Here is a 16488-nt window from a genome sequence, read left to right as displayed (position 1 = left end):
CGACGGCCCCCCGGGTCCCGCGGACCGCACCCCCGCCACGCCGCGAACCCCACCCGTGCGGACCAATCGGGCGCGCGGGACGGCAGGGCGTTCCCCCGTACGAGGGACGACAATGGGGGCGGGGAGGGGGCGCACGGCCGGTGCCTGCGCACCCGCAATCGCTGCACGTCCCTTCACAACCGGGGACGGGAGGGGCGACACTCTCAGGCGCCCGTGAGCGATGCCATCGCACCCGCGGAAATGAGGTCACGACATGTCCCTGCAAGACGATCTGACCGCCGTACGACGCAACCTGAACGAACTGGTCCGCTCCGTGGAACGGCTGGAGCAGGACATCGCCCGCCAGTCGCCGGCCGGCGCCGGCCGTTCGACCGGCCAGGGCGGGATGGTCTCCGTCCCGGACACCCCGTACGACAGCACGTTGTGGACCGACAGCGACGACGAGGGGCTCGGCGCGCGCGACCGCCGCGCGCCCTGACGTCCGTCGCGGACCCCGGACACCACCCGCACCACCCGGCGCCATCCGCACCACCGGGCACCACCCGCACCATCCGCACCACCGGGCCCCGCGGCGCCGCAGCCGGCCCGCCGCGGCCGGCCCCCGGCGTCGCGGAGCCGTCCACCCCATCGGGACCGGCCGCCCCGCGGCCGGTCCTCCTGGGCCACCCCCGTCACTCCCCGCGGAGTTTCCTTTGGCCACAGGCACGGAACCACCCCGACAGCGGCCCGGAGGCGTGCACTCCCCCTCCCGGGCCGCGATCGCGGCCCGGCACCTGCGTACCGACCGGTGGTGGTTGTCGCCCGCCGGCACCGCGGCCGGGCTGCTCGCCTTCGTCGTCTACTCGACCTGGCGGGCCTTCGCCGACTCCCACTACTACGCGGCCCCGTACGTCTCGCCCTTCTACTCCCCCTGCCTGGCGGAGAACTGCGAGACGATGCGCGGCGGCCCCAACCTCGACCTCTTCGGCAGTTGGTGGGGCCTGTCCCCCGCCCTGCTGATCCTGATCTTCCCGCTCGGCTTCCGGCTGACCTGCTACTACTACCGCAAGGCCTACTACCGGGGCTTCTGGGCCTCGCCGCCCGCCTGCGCCGTCGCCGAGCCGCACGCCTCGTACACGGGCGAGACCCGCTTCCCGTTGATCCTCCAGAACCTGCACCGCTACTTCTTCTACGCGGCGGTGCCGGTCGCGGGGATCCTCACCTGGGACACCGTGCTGACCTTCCGCGACGAGCACTACGCGTGGGGCCACATGGGCGCGGGAACCCTGCTGTTCCTCGTCAACATCGGCCTGATCTGGGCCTACACCCTGTCCTGCCACTCCTGCCGGCACATCATGGGCGGCCGCCTGAAGCACTTCTCGAAGCACCCGGTGCGCTACCGCCTGTGGGGTTGGGTGAGCCGGCTCAACGCCCGCCACATGCAGCTGGCGTGGGCCTCCCTGATCAGCGTGGCCCTGTGCGACTTCTACGTGTACCTGCTGGCCAGTGGCACCATCACCGACCCGAGGATCTTCTGAGATGGCACAGGTGGAACGACAGCCGTGGGACGTGGTCGTGGTCGGCGCGGGCGGCGCCGGTCTGCGGGCCGCGATCGAGGCCCGCGAGCGGGGCGCCCGTACGGCCGTGATCTGCAAGTCCCTGTTCGGCAAGGCCCACACGGTGATGGCGGAGGGCGGGATCGCCGCCTCCATGGGCAACGTCAACGAACACGACAACTGGCAGGTGCACTTCCGCGACACCATGCGCGGCGGCAAGTTCCTCAACCAGTGGCGGATGGCGGAGCTGCACGCGAAGGAGGCCCCGGACCGGGTCTGGGAGCTGGAGACCTGGGGCGCGCTCTTCGACCGCACGCCCGACGGACGGATCTCGCAGCGCAACTTCGGCGGCCACGAGTACCCGCGCCTCGCGCACGTGGGCGACCGTACGGGCCTGGAGCTGATCCGCACCCTCCAGCAGAAGATCGTCCAGCTCCAGCAGGAGGACTTCCGGGAGCACGGGGACCACGAGGCCCGGCTGAAGGTCTTCCAGGAGTGCACGGTCACCCGGATCCTGAAGGACGGCGAGCGGGTCGCGGGGACCTTCTGCTACGAGCGCGAGAGCGGCCGGTTCTTCGTCCTGGAGGCCCCCGCCGTGGTGCTGGCCACCGGCGGCATCGGCAAGTCCTTCAAGACCACCTCCAACTCCTGGGAGTACACCGGCGACGGCCACGCCCTGGCCCTGCTCGCCGGGGCGCCGCTGCTGAACATGGAGTTCGTGCAGTTCCACCCGACGGGCATGGTCTGGCCCCCCTCGGTGAAGGGCATCCTCGTCACCGAGTCCGTGCGCGGCGACGGCGGGGTGCTGCGCAACTCCGAGGGCCGGCGGTTCATGTTCGACTACGTGCCGGACGTGTTCAAGGAGAAGTACGCGGAGTCCGAGGAGGAGGGCGACCGCTGGTACGAGGACCCGGACCACAACCGGCGTCCGCCCGAGCTGTTGCCCCGCGACGAGGTGGCCCGGGCCATCAACTCCGAGGTGAAGGCCGGCCGCGGCTCCCCGCACGGCGGGGTGTTCCTGGACGTGTCGACGCGGATGCCGGCCGAGCGGATCCGTCGGCGCCTGCCCTCCATGTACCACCAGTTCAAGGAGCTGGCGGACGTGGACATCACCGCCGAGGCGATGGAGGTCGGCCCGACCTGCCACTACGTGATGGGCGGGATCGCGGTGGACTCGGAGACCGCCGCCACGGTCGGCGTGCCGGGGCTGTTCGCGGCCGGCGAGGTCGCGGGCGGCATGCACGGCTCGAACCGGCTGGGCGGCAACTCCCTCTCCGACCTGCTGGTCTTCGGCCGCAGGGCGGGACTGCACGCGGCGGAGCGGGCCGCCGCGGCCGGCGCGCGGCCCGAGGTCTCCCAGGAGGCGGTCGACGAGGCGGCGGGCGAGGCGCTGGCCCCCTTCCACGCCGCCGAGGGCGCGGAGAACCCGTACACGCTCCACCAGGAGCTCCAGACGACCATGAACGACCTCGTCGGCATCATCCGCCGCGAGGGCGAGATGGCCGAGGCGCTGGAGCGGCTGGCGTCCCTGCGCGTGCGGGCGGCGCGGGCCGGGGTCGAGGGGCACCGGCAGTTCAACCCCGGCTGGCACCTGGCCCTGGACCTGCGCAACATGCTGCTGGTCAGCGAATGCGTGGCCCGGGCGGCGCTGGAGCGCACCGAGAGCCGCGGCGGGCACACCCGGGAGGACCGCCCGGCGATGGAGCGGGAGTGGCGGCCGGTGAACCTGCTGTGCCGGCCGGTGGAGCCGGCCCCGGCGGATCCGGCGGCCGACCGGATCGTCCTCGTACGCACCCGGACCGAACCGATCCGTGCCGACCTGCTCGCGTTGTTCGAGAAGGAAGAGCTGACCAAGTACCTCGCCGAAGAGGAGCTGTACGAGTGACTGCTTACGATGCCGCCTTCCGGGTCTGGCGCGGCGACGCGGAGGGCGGGGAACTGCGGGACTTCACGGTCGAGGTGCACGACGGGGAGGTGGTGCTGGACATCGTGCACCGCATCCAGGCCACCCAGGCCCCGGACCTGGCGGTGCGGTGGAACTGCAAGGCCGGCAAGTGCGGTTCGTGCAGCGCGGAGGTCAACGGCCGGCCCCGACTGATGTGCATGACGCGGATGTCGGTCTTCACCCGGGACGAGACGGTCACGATCACCCCGCTGCGGGCCTTCCCCGTGGTCCGGGACCTGGTGACGGACGTGTCCTTCAACTACGCCAAGGCCCGGGAGGTCCCTGCCTTCGTCCCGCCGGAGGGGGTGGCGGCGGGCGAGTACCGGATGGCGCAGGTGGACGTGGAACGCTCGCAGGAGTTCCGCAAGTGCATCGAGTGCTTCCTGTGCCAGGACACCTGCCACGTGGTGCGCGACCACGAGGAGAACAAGGCCGCCTTCGCCGGGCCCCGCTTCCTGATGCGGGTCGCCGAGCTGGACATGCACCCGCTGGACGCGGCGGAGGCGGCGGGCCTGGACCGCAAGCGCGCGGCCCAGGAGGAACACGGGCTGGGCTACTGCAACATCACCAAGTGCTGCACGGAGGTCTGCCCGGAGGGCATCAGGATCACCGACAACGCCCTGATCCCGTTGAAGGAGCGGGCCGTCGACCGCAAGTACGACCCCCTCGTGTGGCTCGGCAGCCGGATCCGCCGCCGCTCCTGATCGAACCTGATCGAACCGATGTCCGGCGCGACCCCCGCCGGACACGTGCGCCGTGGACAATGCCCCCTGGTGTTCGTCGATTGACGTGATGTCAGGGGGCTTCGCGGTGCGGGTGGGGGATCTGCTTGCGGACCGGTACCGACTGGACCGGCGGCTCGGCGCGGGCGGCATGGGCGAGGTGTGGGCGGGGCACGACCTGGCCCTGGAGCGGGCCGTGGCGGTCAAGGTGCTGCTCGACGCGGCGACCGGTGAGGAGCTGATCGTCCGCTTCCGGCGGGAGGCCACCATCGGGGCGCGGCTCCAGCATCCGGGGATCACGGTCGTGCACGACGTCGGCCGGCACGAGGGCCGGCTGTTCATCGTGATGGAACTGCTGACCGGGGAGGACCTGGGGGCGGTCCTCGCCCGGGAGCGGGGCGGGGTGGCGCCGGAGGTCGCGGTGGACCTGGCCGCGCAGACGGCGGAGGCGCTGGCCGCCGCGCACGAGCGGGGGGTGGTGCACCGGGACCTCAAGCCCGGCAACCTGTTCCTGCTCCGCTCCGGCCGCGAGGCCCCGGGGGAGGCCCCGGTCGCGGGGCGGCTGAAGATCTGCGACTTCGGCATCGCGCACTCCGCGGACGCGACGGCGGGCTGGACCGTGACGGGGAGGATGTTCGGCACGCCGCCGTACATGGCGCCCGAGCAGTGGCGGGGCGAACACGTCGACGCCCGCTGCGACCTGTACGCCCTGGGGTGCGTGCTGTACGCCCTGTTGAGCGGGGAGCCGCCGTTCGGCTCGGCCGAGCCGATGTACGTCCTGATGCGCCGGCACGTGGAGGACGTCCCGCTGACCCTGCGCGAGGCGGGGGCGGTGGTCTCCCCGGAGCTGGAGCGGCTGGTGCTGGCGCTGCTGGCGAAGGACCCGGCGGAGCGGCCGGAGTCGGCGGCGTGGGTGGCGAAGGCCCTGCGGGCGCTGCCGGTGGGGCCGACGCCGGGGGACGGGGACGGGGCCGGGGCCGGGGCGGAGGCGACCGGCGGGGCCGGCGTCACGGAGCGGGCCGGGGGCGCGGGCGACGAGGAGGCCGACGGGGCGGCCTCGGGGCGGGCCGGGGGCGACCGCACGGGCGCCGGACGCACCGGGGCCGGGAGCCCGCCGACCGGGACCGCCGGGGCCGGGGAGGCGAAGGCGCGCGGGAGTGCCGGGGCCGCCACGGCGGCCGGGAGCGCGGAGGCCGGGGGCGCCGGGACCACCGGGGCCGGGAACCTCGGGACCCGGACCACCGAAGCCGGGAACACCGAGGCAGGGAACACCGGGACCCGGACCACCGGGATCGGGAACGCCGAAGCTGGGACCAGCGGGGCCGGGAGCGGCGGGGTCGGGGGTGCGGGGGACGCCCGGGACGGGGCGACGGCGGCGCCGGCCGTGCTGATCCCGGCCCCCGTACGGGACTTCGTGCGCGAGGTGTTGCTGGAGGCGGAGGTGGCGTTGACCTCGCTGCCCCCCGGCGCGGGCGAGGTGCGTACGGAGGGGCTCGCCCTCGCGGCGGAGGCGGCGGCCCGCTTCGACGCGCGGCTCGCCGGCCGGCTGCTGTCGGACGCCGAGCGGTGGGCGTGGACCGACGGGGCCGGCGACGGGGAACGGATCGCAGGCCTGCTGACGAAGCTGGCCCGGCGGATCTCCCCGGACGCCCCGGCCCGCACCGAACGGGTGCTCACCGGGGCGCTCCAGGCGCTGTTCACGGTGGACGGGCAGCGGCGCGACAGACGGCTGCGCAAGGTGGCCGAGGAACTGGCCGCCGTCGCCCCCGAGCGGGGTCTCGCCCTGGCCCGGCGGCACTTCCCCGGGAGCGCGGCGCAGGACGGCGTACTGGCCCGGGCCGTGCCGGCGAGCGCCGCCACCGACCCGGCGCGGGCGCGGGAGTACCTGGCGGCCATCCGCAACCCGGCGGTGCGCGCGGCCGCCGAGGCCAAGGCCGTCACGGCCGTGGCCCGACGGGACCCGGCGGCGGCCCTGGCCCTGGCGGAACGGATCCCCGCGGGCTCCGGGCGGGTGCGGGCCCTGTGCCGGGTGGTGGTCGAGCGGGCCTCCGTCGGGGACCGGTCGGGGGCGGCCGGGGCCCTGGCCCTGGCGGAACGGGCCCTGGCCGAGTGGGTGGCCCCGCACTCCGCGAACGGACACGGGCCGGCGCGGCCCGATGCGGCGGGCGCGGGCGCTGCGCCGGGCCGCGACCCCGAGGTGGAGGAGGCCGTCCGCGCCCTGGAGGCGGCCCGGGACCTGAGCGGCGGGGAGTACCCGTCGGTGTCGGACCTGGACGCGGCGCGGGAGCGGGTGGCCGCCGCGCGCGCCCTGACGAGCCCCGCCGAGCGGGGTCGGGAGTTGGCCTGGATCGCCCGGGACTGCACGGCGGGGGCGCCCTGGCTGGCGGAGGCCGCCCGGGATCCCGGGCCGCAGCCCCCGCCGGCCGTGACGGTGACCACGAGCGCGGAGTCCGGACGCCCGGCCCGGCGGGTGGAGCCGGGCGGCACCCGGTGGGAGGTCGCCGCCCGCCCCGACGCGGTGTCCGCCGCCGGGGAGCGCGTCGTGTGGACGGCGGGCTCGGAGGTGGGCTGCGCGGACGCGGCGACGGGGGCGGTGCTGTGGCGGGCGCACGCCGACGAGGGGGTGGCAGCGCCCCCGCCGCCGGAGCGGCTCCCGGACCCGGGGCGGGTGGTGTGCCGGGCGGACGGGGACGCCGTCTGCGTGGTGGTGCCGGCGGCGGAGGGGTCGCCGGAGCGGCTGGTGGTGCGGGAGCCGGCCGACGGCAGGGTGCGCTGGTGGCGGGAGCTGCCGGCCGGGGCGGAGGTCCGGCCGGCGGGGGACGTGGTGCTGAGGCTGGTGGACGGGGAGCTGGCCGCGCTGGACGGCCGGGACGGCGCGACCCTGTGGCGGCGGGACCTGCCGGAGCGCACCCGGGTGGAGGAGGTCGCCGGGGACCTGGTGCTCCTGCGGTCCGGCGAACGGCTGCGCGCCCTGTCCCCGTCGGACGGGGAGCAGCTGTGGTCCTGGCCGCGCGGGTTCCGCTCCGGCGGGCGCGGACGCGGGCACGGGCCGGCGGAGCGGGCGGCCGGTCCGGTGCACGTGCTGGACGGGGGCGTCGTACGGGCCCTGGACCGGTCGGCCGGCTTCGAGGTGTGGAGTTTCGATCCGGGCCCGGCGGCCTCCCGGCCGTTGCCGCACGACGGGGTGGTGTACGTGACCGCGTACCGGTCGGCGGCCGGGGGCGACGTGGTCCACGCCCTGGACGCGCGCGACGGGACCGGGCGTTGGGAGCGGCCCGTGGCCCGGCGGGAGAACCCGCGCCGGGCGCTGGAGCCGCTCGGGGTGCGCGGCGGCGTGCTGTACCTGCGCTCGCGGGAGGGCAGCCGGCGGGGGCTGCTCGGGCGGATGGCCCGGGAGGGCCGGACGGGCGCGCCGTTCCTGGTCGGCCTGGACCTGGGGTCGGGGCGGGCCTCGCGGCTGTGGGAGCGCGAGGAGTTCGCGGCGGGCGATGTGGTGCTCGGGCACGACACCCTGGTCGTGGGGCTGGCAACGCTGACGGGGATCGGGCTGCCGCTGCCCTAGGCCGGACCGGGCCGGACCGGACCGGACCGGGCAGGGCAGGGCCGGAGCGGGCGCGGGCCGCGGCGGGCGCGGGTCTCCGTGCTCGGGGTGCGGGGGCCCGTAGGGGCCCATAACCTCCCAAATGTGTATCCGCCGAGAAGCAGGACGCGAAGCAAGGCCCTCCCCGGCACGGCCGCGCGCGGCTGCCTGGCCCTCGCCGCCGCGCTGCTCGCGCTCGGCGGCTGGGGGGTGGTCGGGGCGCCGCCGGCCCGCGCGGAGGATCCCGTCACCCTCTCGCGGCAGGGGCAGATCACCGACCGGGTGGGGGCGCTGGGCGACCGGGTCCCCGCCGTGACCGCCGCGTTGGAGAAGTTGTACGCCGACCGGAGGATCCAGCTGTTCGTGACGTACGTCGACGACTTCTCCGGTCATTCGGCGCAGGGCTGGGCGGACGCCACGGCGCAGAAGAACGGCCTCGGGCAGGACGACGTCCTGTTGGCGGTGGCCACGGGCGCCCGACAGTACGCCTATTCGGCGGACGTGGACTCCGGGTTCACGCGGGAGCAACTGGCCGAGGTGGCCCGTACCGCCATCGAGCCGGCCCTGCGGGTCGACGACTGGGCGGGCGCCGCGATCGGCGCGGCGAACGGCTACGACGCGGTCCTCGGCGGGCGCCCGGTGCCGACGCCGACCCTCACCCCCGGTGAGCGGGACCCGGGCGGGGACGCGGCGAACGGTGCGACGGGGGCCGGTGACTTCGTCCTGCCGGTGGTCGCCGTCGGCGCGGCCGGGGCCCTCGGCGCGTACGCGTACGCGCGCCGCAAGCGCGGCGGGGGCGCGGGGCGCGGCACCTCCACCGGCCATCAGGGGTGGGAGGGGCCGGGCGCGGCGCGGAGCCCGCTGCCGGAGCTGGACGCGCGGGCCAAGGCCCTGCTGGTGGAGACCGACGACGCGGTGCGCACCAGTACCGAGGAGCTGGGTTTCGCCACCGCCCAGTTCGGCGACGAGGCGGTCGGCGCGTTCACGGAGGCGGTGGAGTACGCCAAGAGCGAGCTGACGCAGGCCTTCCGGCTGCGCCAGCAGCTCGACGACGCCTACCCGGAGGACGACGCGACCCGGCGCCGGATGCTGGACGAGATCGTGGCCCGGTGCACGGAGGCGAACCGGCGGCTGGACGCCGAGTCGGCGGACTTCGACCGGCTGCGGGACCTGGAGAAGAACGCCCCGCAGGCCCTGGCCACCGTGGAGGCGCACTTCCGGACGCTGACGGGGCGCACGACCACCGCCGAGGCGACCCTGACGGCGCTGACGGGCCGCTACGCGGACTCCGCGTCCGCGCCGGTGGCCTCCAACGCCGAACAGGCCAAGGACCGGCTGCTGTTCGCGACGACCCACCTCGGCGAGGCGCGGGCGGCCCTCGACGCCGCGGACAACGGGCGGGCGGCCGTGCACGTCCGGGCCGCCGAGGGCGCCGTCGACCAGGCGGCGACGCTGGTGGACGCGGTGGAGCGGCGGGCGCGGGAGCTGGCGGAGGCGGCCGGGAAGCTGCCGGGGACCCTCGGCGAGACGGACGACGACCTCGCGGACGCGGAGGGGCTGCTCACCGGCACCACCGAGGGCACCTCCACCGCGGACCTGCGCGGCCGGATCGCCCGGGCCCGCGCCGTGGTGGCGGACGTGCGCCGGGAGCAGGGCGCCGGCCGGTACGACCCGATCGACGCCCTGCGCCGGGTCGAGGAGGCGGACGCGGCGCTCGACGAGGCCCTGGCGGGGGCGCGGGAGCGGGAGTCGGGCCGTCGGCGGGCGGCGGAGTTGCTGGACCAGGCCCTGTTGTCGGCCCGGAGCGCGATCGGCGCGGCCGCGGACTACGTGACCACCAGCCGGGGCGCGGTCGGCAGCCGGGCCCGTACCCGCCTGGCGGAGGCGCAGCGGCACCTGGAGCGGTCGCTGTCCCTGGCCGGGACGGACCCGACGTCCGCCCTGGCGGAGGCGCAGCGGGCGGACGCGCTGGCGCGGGAGGCGCAGGGGGAGGCGGAGCGGGACGTGGCGGCGTACGGCGATCCGTACGGGGGACGGCGCGCGGGCGGCGGGCGGGGCGGCGCCGTCCTGGGCGGGATCATCCTCGGCGAGATCCTGCGGGGCGGAGGCGGAGGCGGCGGCTTCGGCGGCGGGCGCGGCGGGGGCGGATTCGGCGGGGGCGGGGGCGGATTCGGCGGCGGTGGCGGGAGCGGTCCCGGCACCTTCGGCGGGGGCGGCACCCGCGGCCGGATGGGCGGTGGCGGCCGCTTCTGACCGACGCGCCCGCACGCACGCGTCGCGGGCCCGCACGACCGATGCCCCTCACCAGCAACCGGGAGAGAGACCGTCATGAGCAAGCAGACCATCCTCGGCCGCGTCACCCAGCTCGCGAAGGCGAACATCAACGCCCTGCTGGACCAGGCGGAGGATCCGCAGAAGATGCTCGACCAGCTGATCCGCGACTACACGAACAACATCTCGGAGGCCGAGCAGGCGGTGGCCACGACCATCGGGAACCTGCGGATGCTGGAGGCCGACCACAAGGAGGACGCGGACGCCGCCGCCGAGTGGGGCGGCAAGGCCCTGGCGGCCAGCCGCAAGGCGGACGAGCTGCGCGCGTCCGGTGGCGCGGCGGAAGCCGACCGGTTCGACAACCTCGCCAAGGTGGCGCTCGGCCGGCAGCTGCGGGCGGAGAAGGAGGCGACGGCGGCCGAGCCGACGATCGCGGCGCAGACGGAGGTGGTGGGCAAGCTCAAGGCGGGTCTGGACTCGATGCGCGACAAGCTCGCCGAACTCCAGTCCAAGCGGGACGAGCTGGTGGCGCGGGCGAAGACGGCGCAGGCGCAGAACACGATGATGGACGCGGTGAAGAACATCGACGTCCTGGACCCGACGAGCGAACTGCACCGTTTCGAGGAGAAGGTGCGCCGCGAGGAGGCCATGGCGATGGGCAAGAGCGAGCTGGCGGCGTCCTCGCTGGACGCCCAGTTCGAGGCGCTCGACGACCTCGCCGCGACCTCGGAGGTCGAGGCCCGCCTCGCCGCCCTCAAGGCCGGCCGGGCGGCGTAGGCGAGGACCGTCGTGCGGGCGCCGCGGTGGCGGTGGCGCGGCGCCCGCACGAGGTGGGGGCCGCTACCCGTACATGCTCAGCAGTTGCTCCGCCGAGAGTTCGGTGACGGCCTCGTCCCCGACTCCCCCGGGCATCGGCAGCGGCAGTTCGAACCAGACCGTCTTGCCCCGGTGCGTGCGCCGGGTGCCCCACCCGGCGGACAGCAGGCCGACGAGCTGGAGGCCGCGGCCGCCCTCGTCGGTGTCGCGGGCCCGGCGGCGGCGGGGCTGGGCCAGGTTGGCGTCCCAGACCTCGCACACCAGGGTCCGGTCGAGCAGCAGCCGCAGCCGGATCTCGCCCTCCCCGTACCGCAGGGCGTTGGTGACCAGCTCGCTGACCAGCAGTTCCGTGGTGTCGAGCAGCCCTTCGAGGCCCCAGGCCGGCAGCTTGGCCCGCGCCAGTTCCCGCGCCCGGCCCACGGAGCGGGCCTCGCGCGGGAGCTGCCAGTCGCCGACCGCGTCCACGGGCAGTCCCTGGACCCGCGCCATCAGCAGGGCGATGTCGTCCTCGCCGTGCCGGGTGTCGAGGGTGTTCAGGACGTGGTCGCAGACGTCCTCCAGGGGCCGTACGGGGTCGGCGAGGGCCTCGCGCAGGCCGCGCAGCCCCTCGTCCAGCGGGTGGTCGCGGGATTCGACGAGCCCGTCGGTGTACAGGGCGAGGAGGGCGCCCTCCGGGAGTTCCACCTCGACCTCCTCGAAGGGCTCGCCGCCGACGCCCAGCGGCATCCCGGGCGGCACCTCCAGCAGCAGTCCGGGGCGGGGCGGGGCGCCCTCCTCGGGGGGTTCGACCAGTACGGGCGGCATGTGGCCGGCGTTGGCGATCGTGCAGCGCCGGGTGACCGGGTCGTAGACGGCGTACACGCAGGTGGCGAGGTACACCTCCGAGCGGTCGGCGTCCCGGGTGTGCAGGGCCGCGCGGGAGGCCTGGGAGCCGCCGGGGCCCTCGGAGCCCGCCGGGCCCCCGTGGGAGCCGAGGCCGCGGGCGACCTCGTCGAGCGCGGTGAGCACCTCCGCCGGCTCCAGGTCGAGGAGCGCCAGGGTGCGTACGGCGGTGCGCAGCTCGCCCATGGCGGCGGCGGCGCGCAGGCCCCGGCCCATGACGTCGCCGACGACGAGGGCGGTGCGGTGGCCGGGCAGTTCGATCACGTCGAACCAGTCGCCGCCGACCTCGGTGGCGGCGTTGCCCGGCAGGTAGCGGCAGGCGATGTCGAGGCCGGCCGCCTCGGGGTCGCCGGGGGGCAGCAGGCTGCGCTGGAGTATCAGCGCCCGCTCGTGTTCGCGCCGGTACAGGCGCGCGTTGTCGATGCAGACGGCGGCCCGCGCGGCCAGTTCGACGGCGACGGCCCGGTCGCGTTCGCCGAACGGCTCGCTGCCCTTCGTACGGGAGAACCGGACCAGCCCGACCACCGTGTCGTGGGCGACCAGCGGCACGATCAGGGTGGACTGGACGAGGGCGTCGGCGGCTCCTCCCTCGACGAGCCGGGTCCGGGCCGTGCGCAGGGCCAGCGCCTCGGGCGAGGCGGCCGGGTAGCGGTGGGTCTCCCCCACCGAGACGGGCGCCCCGGAACCCGACAGGGGGGCGTCGGACACGGCGGAGGCGAAGGCCACCCGGCGCAGCGGGGCGGACGGTGCCCGCCCGGCGCCCTGGCCGGGCAGCGTGGGCACGCCGGGTCCCTGCGGTCGGGCGGGCCGGTCGTCGTCGCCGAGCAGCAGTCCCTGGTAGAGGTCGACGGCGGCCAGGTCGCAGAAGCCGGGCACGGTGACGTCGAGCAGCTCGCGGGCGGTGGTCTCCAGGTCGAGGGAGTTGCCGATGCGGTGCCCGGCCTCGTTGAGGAGGGCGAGGTTGCGCCGTACGCCGGCGGCCTCGCGGGCGGCGAGGTGGCGGCGGGTGACGTCGGTGCCGATGCCGGCGACGCCGACGGGGCGGCCGGAACCGCCGTGGACCCGGTAGAGGTTGATGGACCAGTGGCGGTTGTCGCGGCTGCCCGGGGCCGCGCCGGTGATCCTCAGGTCGGTGACGGAGTCGCCGGTCTCCAACACCCGGCGCAGGGCCTCGGACATCCGGTCGGCCTCGTGCGCGGGCAGGTAGTCGTGCACGGTCCGGCCGCGGTGCTCCTCGGCGGCGCCGCCGAAGACGGTCGCGAAGCGGCGGTTGGCGCGCTGCACGGTGAGGTCCGTACCAAAGAGCAGGAAACCGAAGGGAGATTGGCCGAATATGGCCTGCGAAGCGGCAAGGTCGGATTCGATGCGGCGCAGGGCGCGTACGTCGACCACGACGCACAGGGCGGCCCGCTCGCCGGTCTCGGTCTGGGTCGGCATCACATAGATCTCGGCCACGCCGTGGGCGCCACCGCCCCCGGGGATCCGGAAGGGGATCAGACCGGTCCATTCCTTGCCGTCGAGGATCTCGGCCACCTTGCGGTGCCCGCCGGCCCGGAGGTCCGGCGGCATGAACGCCTCGACCGGATCGCGCCCGACCGCCTGGGCCGCGGTGAGCCCGAACAGCTCCTCGGCGCGCAGGCTCCACTGGTCGACGAGCCCGTCCGGACCGATCGAGAACGAAGCGACCTTTATGTAGTCATATATCGAGCCAGGCGGGCTGCTGTGCCACAAGGAGTCGTGCCACGTCTCCTCGGACACTCGGGCCTGATGTGCCTGCGCAGGTATCTCGCTCACGCGACCGTCCCCTCCAGCTCACCGCAACCGGACCGGCCATGACCGAAGTATTCAGCACCACGGCCCCGTACGGCACGGCGTTCACGATCACAAAAGGGTCCCGTTGTTTTCCGGCCACGCCGGGCGGTCTCCCCCGGCGCCGTCCGGGAGACCCCCTGCCACCCTTCTCCTTGTTACTCACCAGGAAGAGCCAACTCGAACCACACCGTCTTGCCCGATTTACCGTGGCGGGTTCCCCAGCGCTGCGCCGAGACGGCCACGAGGTGGAGTCCCCGGCCCCCCTCGTCGTCGGGTTTCGCCACCCTTTCGCGGGGCGGATCCGGAAGCGGATCGGAGACCTCCACCAGCAGGGCGGGGCCGCCCGGGTGGTCGGGGGCGGCCGGATTGCGGCGTACCAGACGGACCCCGATGGGGCCGGAGGCGTAGCGCAGGGAATTGGTGACCAGCTCACTGACCAGCAGGACGGTCACGTCGCCGACGGAGTCGAGGCCCCAGGAGCGGAGGGTGCCGCGCACGGCGTGGCGGGCGGTGCGAACGGCACCGGGCTCGGCGGGAAAGGCCCACTCGGCGCATTCACCGTCTGTGTCGATCACGCCGATCACTTCCCGGGCCACCAGCGACCCCAGTCCGGTTCGTCGGGGACGAAAGGGGGACGAGATTGGGACTAATAGCGACATACCCGATATTCGAGGCGTCGTACCACTCGATCCGTCACGCACCGGCGCACTGTGGCGCGGACGGCCTACGGCGTGCGCGTCACGCGCCCCGATGCGCCCCACCGTGCGGCGCGCGGGGCGCGGCAGGGCGCCCGCCCGCGCGGCCGGACGTCTCGCCCCACGGTACGCCGCGGGCCCGGCGGGCGCTCGACCGGAGGGGGATCCGCACGCGCGGGCGGGGGTGCGCCCCCTCCCGCGCGCCCCTCACCGCTCCGCGCTCAGGCGGCGTCCGGCCTCGGCGACGGCGGGGCGGTCCTGGTCGAGCCAGTCGACCGAATCCAGCTCGTGCGGGGCGAGCCAGCGCAGCTCGTCGTGGTCCTCCAGCGGCGCCGGGTCCCCGGCCAGCAGGCGTGCGGTCCACACGTGCAGGACCAGGCCGGGCTTCAGCGGCCACTCCCCGGGGATCCGCTCCACCGCCTCGGTCTCGACGCCGAGTTCCTCGCGCAGTTCGCGGACCAGCGCCTCGGGGACGCTCTCGCCCGGTTCGGCCTTCCCGCCGGGGAGTTCCCAGCGGCCGGCGAGCTCGGGGGGCGCACTGCGCCGGGCGGCCAGCAGGCGCCCGTCATGACAAAGGGCTCCGCCCACGACCACGCGTACCGTCATGGGCGGAGCCTATGCCAAGGCCGTTCGACGCCGTTCCGGACCCGCTCCCGGGCCGGTCCTCGTGCTCGGGAGCGTGCTCGCGCTCGGGCCCGTTCGGCGCTCGTTCGACGCTCGTTCGGTTCTCTCCCGGTGCTTTCCCGGTGCTTTCCCGGTGCTCGTCAGGGCCGCGCCGCCACGTTCAGTTCGTGGTGGCCGTCTGGCTGCCCTGTCCGATCCGCTCGACCCAGTAGAGCTGCTTGTGTCCCCGGTCGTCGAGGCTGTCGACGACCTTCTGGGCCTCGGCCCGGGTGGCGTACCGACCCACCCGGTAGCGGTTGCCGTTGTCGTCCTGACGTATGACCAGCCATGCGAGCAGGGCACCGCTGTCGTTCATCGCGCTTCACCCTCCGCCGATGTACCTGCCCAGGAAACCGCATTGCGCATATGCCGGAGCTTACGCCCGACCTTTACTGAGCGGATACGGTTTTTCACGAAGAGGTACCTCGGGGGCGTACGCATCCGGCCAGGCGTACGAGCGGGCCGTGTGAGCCGGTGCGCGCCGGGGCGCGCTGGGCGCGGGGCGGGCGCGGGGCGGGCGCGGGGCGGGCGCCGGAAACGCGAGAGCGGCGGCGTCGGTGACGCCGCCGCTCGGCGGGGTGGTGGTGCGGCGGCCGTGACGGTCCGTCACAGCGGGCCGGGGTTCAGCGGACGGGCAGGTGGTAGGAGAGGCGGTAGCGGTCGGCCGGGACGACCACGTCGGCGGTCTCGACCGCGCGGCCCGAGGCGAAGTAGGTGCGGCTGACGACGAGGACCACGTGTCCGGGGACCCCTCCGAGGGACATGATCTCCTCGGCCAGGCCCGGTCGGGCGCCGACCTCCTCGACCACGTTGTCCACGACGACGTCGATGGCGGCCATCCGGTCGACGACCCCCGAACCCCCGAGCGGCCCCTCCTCGGGCAGCATCACCGGGGTCCGGCCGGTGACGGCCAGGGGTTCCCAGGAGGTGGAGAGCATCATGGCCTCGCCCGCGTCCCGGAAGACGTACCGGGTGCGCATGACCCGGTCGCCGGGCTCGATGCCGAGCCGTTTGGCGATGTCGGCCGGGGCCTCCTCCTGCTCGCTGCTCGACTCCCACGTGCCCCGCGCGCCGGAGTCCGCCTGCTCCTGGCGGAAGGGCGTCGACGCGCCGCCGGAGCGGTAGCCGGAGCGGGCCACCCGGCGCGGCACCGGCTGCTCCCGCACGTACGTACCCGAACCCGAACGGCCCTCGACGAGGCCCTCCGCCATGAGGACCTTGCGCGCCTCCAGCGCTACCGTGTCGGAGACGCCGTACTCCTCGCGGATGCGGGCCTGGGACGGGAGCCGGGCGTGCGGGGGCAGGGAACCGTCGACGATCTTCCGTCGCAGATCCCCGGCGACGCGAAGATAGGCCGGCTGCTCACCGAAAGTCACTCGCCACTCCCATCAGGTTGACAGACAGCTACACCCTGGCAACCGACGGTTGAGCTGCGCAAGCACGGGCCAGAGTTTCACCCGAAGTGATGAAGGCTGGTCACTCAAACCCGTTACCGCGCGTTACCCACAAGGCCCCGGAGCGGAAACGGCGACGGGGGCGACCGATTGCTCGGTCGCCCCCGCGTTCA

At 75.0% G+C, this 16488-nt stretch carries 12 protein-coding genes; 7 read left to right on the top strand and 5 right to left on the bottom strand.

The window, feature by feature from the left end; translation table 11 throughout:
* The first annotated feature begins 253 nt into the window (after window positions 1-253).
* The 7 genes from AB0D01_RS02330 (at window position 254) to AB0D01_RS02300 (ending at window position 10830) form a co-directional block, all read left to right on the top strand.
* Window positions 254-478 carry a hypothetical protein gene (locus tag AB0D01_RS02330; protein ID WP_363053100.1) on the top strand — a complete coding sequence of 75 codons (225 nt, stop codon included), beginning with the start codon at window positions 254-256 and terminating at the stop codon, window positions 476-478.
* A 214-nt stretch (window positions 479-692) separates the two neighbouring features.
* Window positions 693-1517, top strand: a complete 825-nt coding sequence (locus tag AB0D01_RS02325; RefSeq protein ID WP_363053099.1) for a hypothetical protein — start codon at window positions 693-695, stop codon at window positions 1515-1517.
* A gap of 1 nt (window position 1518) precedes the next feature.
* Complete coding sequence (locus tag AB0D01_RS02320; protein WP_363053098.1) at window positions 1519-3420, top strand: fumarate reductase/succinate dehydrogenase flavoprotein subunit; 1902 nt, start codon at window positions 1519-1521, stop codon at window positions 3418-3420.
* Window positions 3417-4184 carry a succinate dehydrogenase/fumarate reductase iron-sulfur subunit gene (locus tag AB0D01_RS02315; protein WP_363053097.1) on the top strand — a complete coding sequence of 256 codons (768 nt, stop codon included), beginning with the start codon at window positions 3417-3419 and terminating at the stop codon, window positions 4182-4184. The genes AB0D01_RS02320 and AB0D01_RS02315 overlap by 4 nt, the downstream gene beginning before the upstream one ends.
* A gap of 112 nt (window positions 4185-4296) precedes the next feature.
* A complete protein-coding gene (locus tag AB0D01_RS02310) occupies window positions 4297-7764 on the top strand; it encodes a protein kinase (RefSeq protein ID WP_363053096.1) in 3468 nt (1155 codons plus the stop codon).
* A 204-nt stretch (window positions 7765-7968) separates the two neighbouring features.
* Window positions 7969-10035 carry a TPM domain-containing protein gene (locus AB0D01_RS02305; RefSeq protein WP_363053415.1) on the top strand — a complete coding sequence of 689 codons (2067 nt, stop codon included), beginning with the start codon at window positions 7969-7971 and terminating at the stop codon, window positions 10033-10035.
* Between the two features lie 75 nt (window positions 10036-10110).
* The gene (locus AB0D01_RS02300) at window positions 10111-10830 is read left to right on the top strand and encodes a PspA/IM30 family protein (protein WP_363053095.1); all 720 of its coding nucleotides are present in this window, start codon (window positions 10111-10113) and stop codon (window positions 10828-10830) included.
* Window positions 10831-10893: 63 nt separating this feature from the next.
* Here AB0D01_RS02300 and AB0D01_RS02295 read toward each other — a convergent pair whose 3' ends face one another.
* The 5 genes from AB0D01_RS02295 to AB0D01_RS02275 all read right to left on the bottom strand — a co-directional run bounded on the left by AB0D01_RS02295 (window position 10894) and on the right by AB0D01_RS02275 (window position 16297).
* Complete coding sequence (locus tag AB0D01_RS02295; protein WP_363053414.1) at window positions 10894-13482, bottom strand: SpoIIE family protein phosphatase; 2589 nt, start codon at window positions 13480-13482, stop codon at window positions 10894-10896.
* Window positions 13483-13718: 236 nt separating this feature from the next.
* Window positions 13719-14147, bottom strand: coding sequence for an ATP-binding protein (locus AB0D01_RS02290; RefSeq protein WP_363053413.1), 429 nt, complete (start codon window positions 14145-14147; stop codon window positions 13719-13721).
* Between the two features lie 318 nt (window positions 14148-14465).
* On the bottom strand, window positions 14466-14864 hold the full coding sequence (locus AB0D01_RS02285; protein WP_363053094.1) for a (deoxy)nucleoside triphosphate pyrophosphohydrolase: 399 nt from the start codon (window positions 14862-14864) through the stop codon (window positions 14466-14468).
* A gap of 178 nt (window positions 14865-15042) precedes the next feature.
* Window positions 15043-15237 (bottom strand): SPOR domain-containing protein, encoded by a 195-nt coding sequence (locus AB0D01_RS02280; protein WP_363053093.1) that lies wholly within the window; start codon window positions 15235-15237, stop codon window positions 15043-15045.
* 307 nt (window positions 15238-15544) lie between these two features.
* Window positions 15545-16297, bottom strand: a complete 753-nt coding sequence (locus AB0D01_RS02275) for a GntR family transcriptional regulator (protein ID WP_363053092.1) — start codon at window positions 16295-16297, stop codon at window positions 15545-15547.
* Window positions 16298-16488: the final 191 nt, after the last annotated feature.

The sequence above is a fragment of the Streptomyces sp. NPDC048606 genome, assembly GCF_040650855.1.
Classification (GTDB): Bacteria; Actinomycetota; Actinomycetes; order Streptomycetales; family Streptomycetaceae; genus Streptomyces.
Note: the sequence above shows the minus strand (reverse complement) of the source record. Positions and strands in the feature narration are given on the sequence as shown.

Coding starts and splice junctions, on each gene's coding strand:
- AB0D01_RS02330 (WP_363053100.1), top strand. CDS start 254: ATGTCCCTGCAAGACGATCTGACCGCCGTACGACGCAACCTGAACGAA.
- AB0D01_RS02320 (WP_363053098.1), top strand. CDS start 1,519: ATGGCACAGGTGGAACGACAGCCGTGGGACGTGGTCGTGGTCGGCGCG.
- AB0D01_RS02300 (WP_363053095.1), top strand. CDS start 10,111: ATGAGCAAGCAGACCATCCTCGGCCGCGTCACCCAGCTCGCGAAGGCG.
- AB0D01_RS02285 (WP_363053094.1), bottom strand. CDS start 14,864: ATGACGGTACGCGTGGTCGTGGGCGGAGCCCTTTGTCATGACGGGCGC.
- AB0D01_RS02280 (WP_363053093.1), bottom strand. CDS start 15,237: ATGAACGACAGCGGTGCCCTGCTCGCATGGCTGGTCATACGTCAGGAC.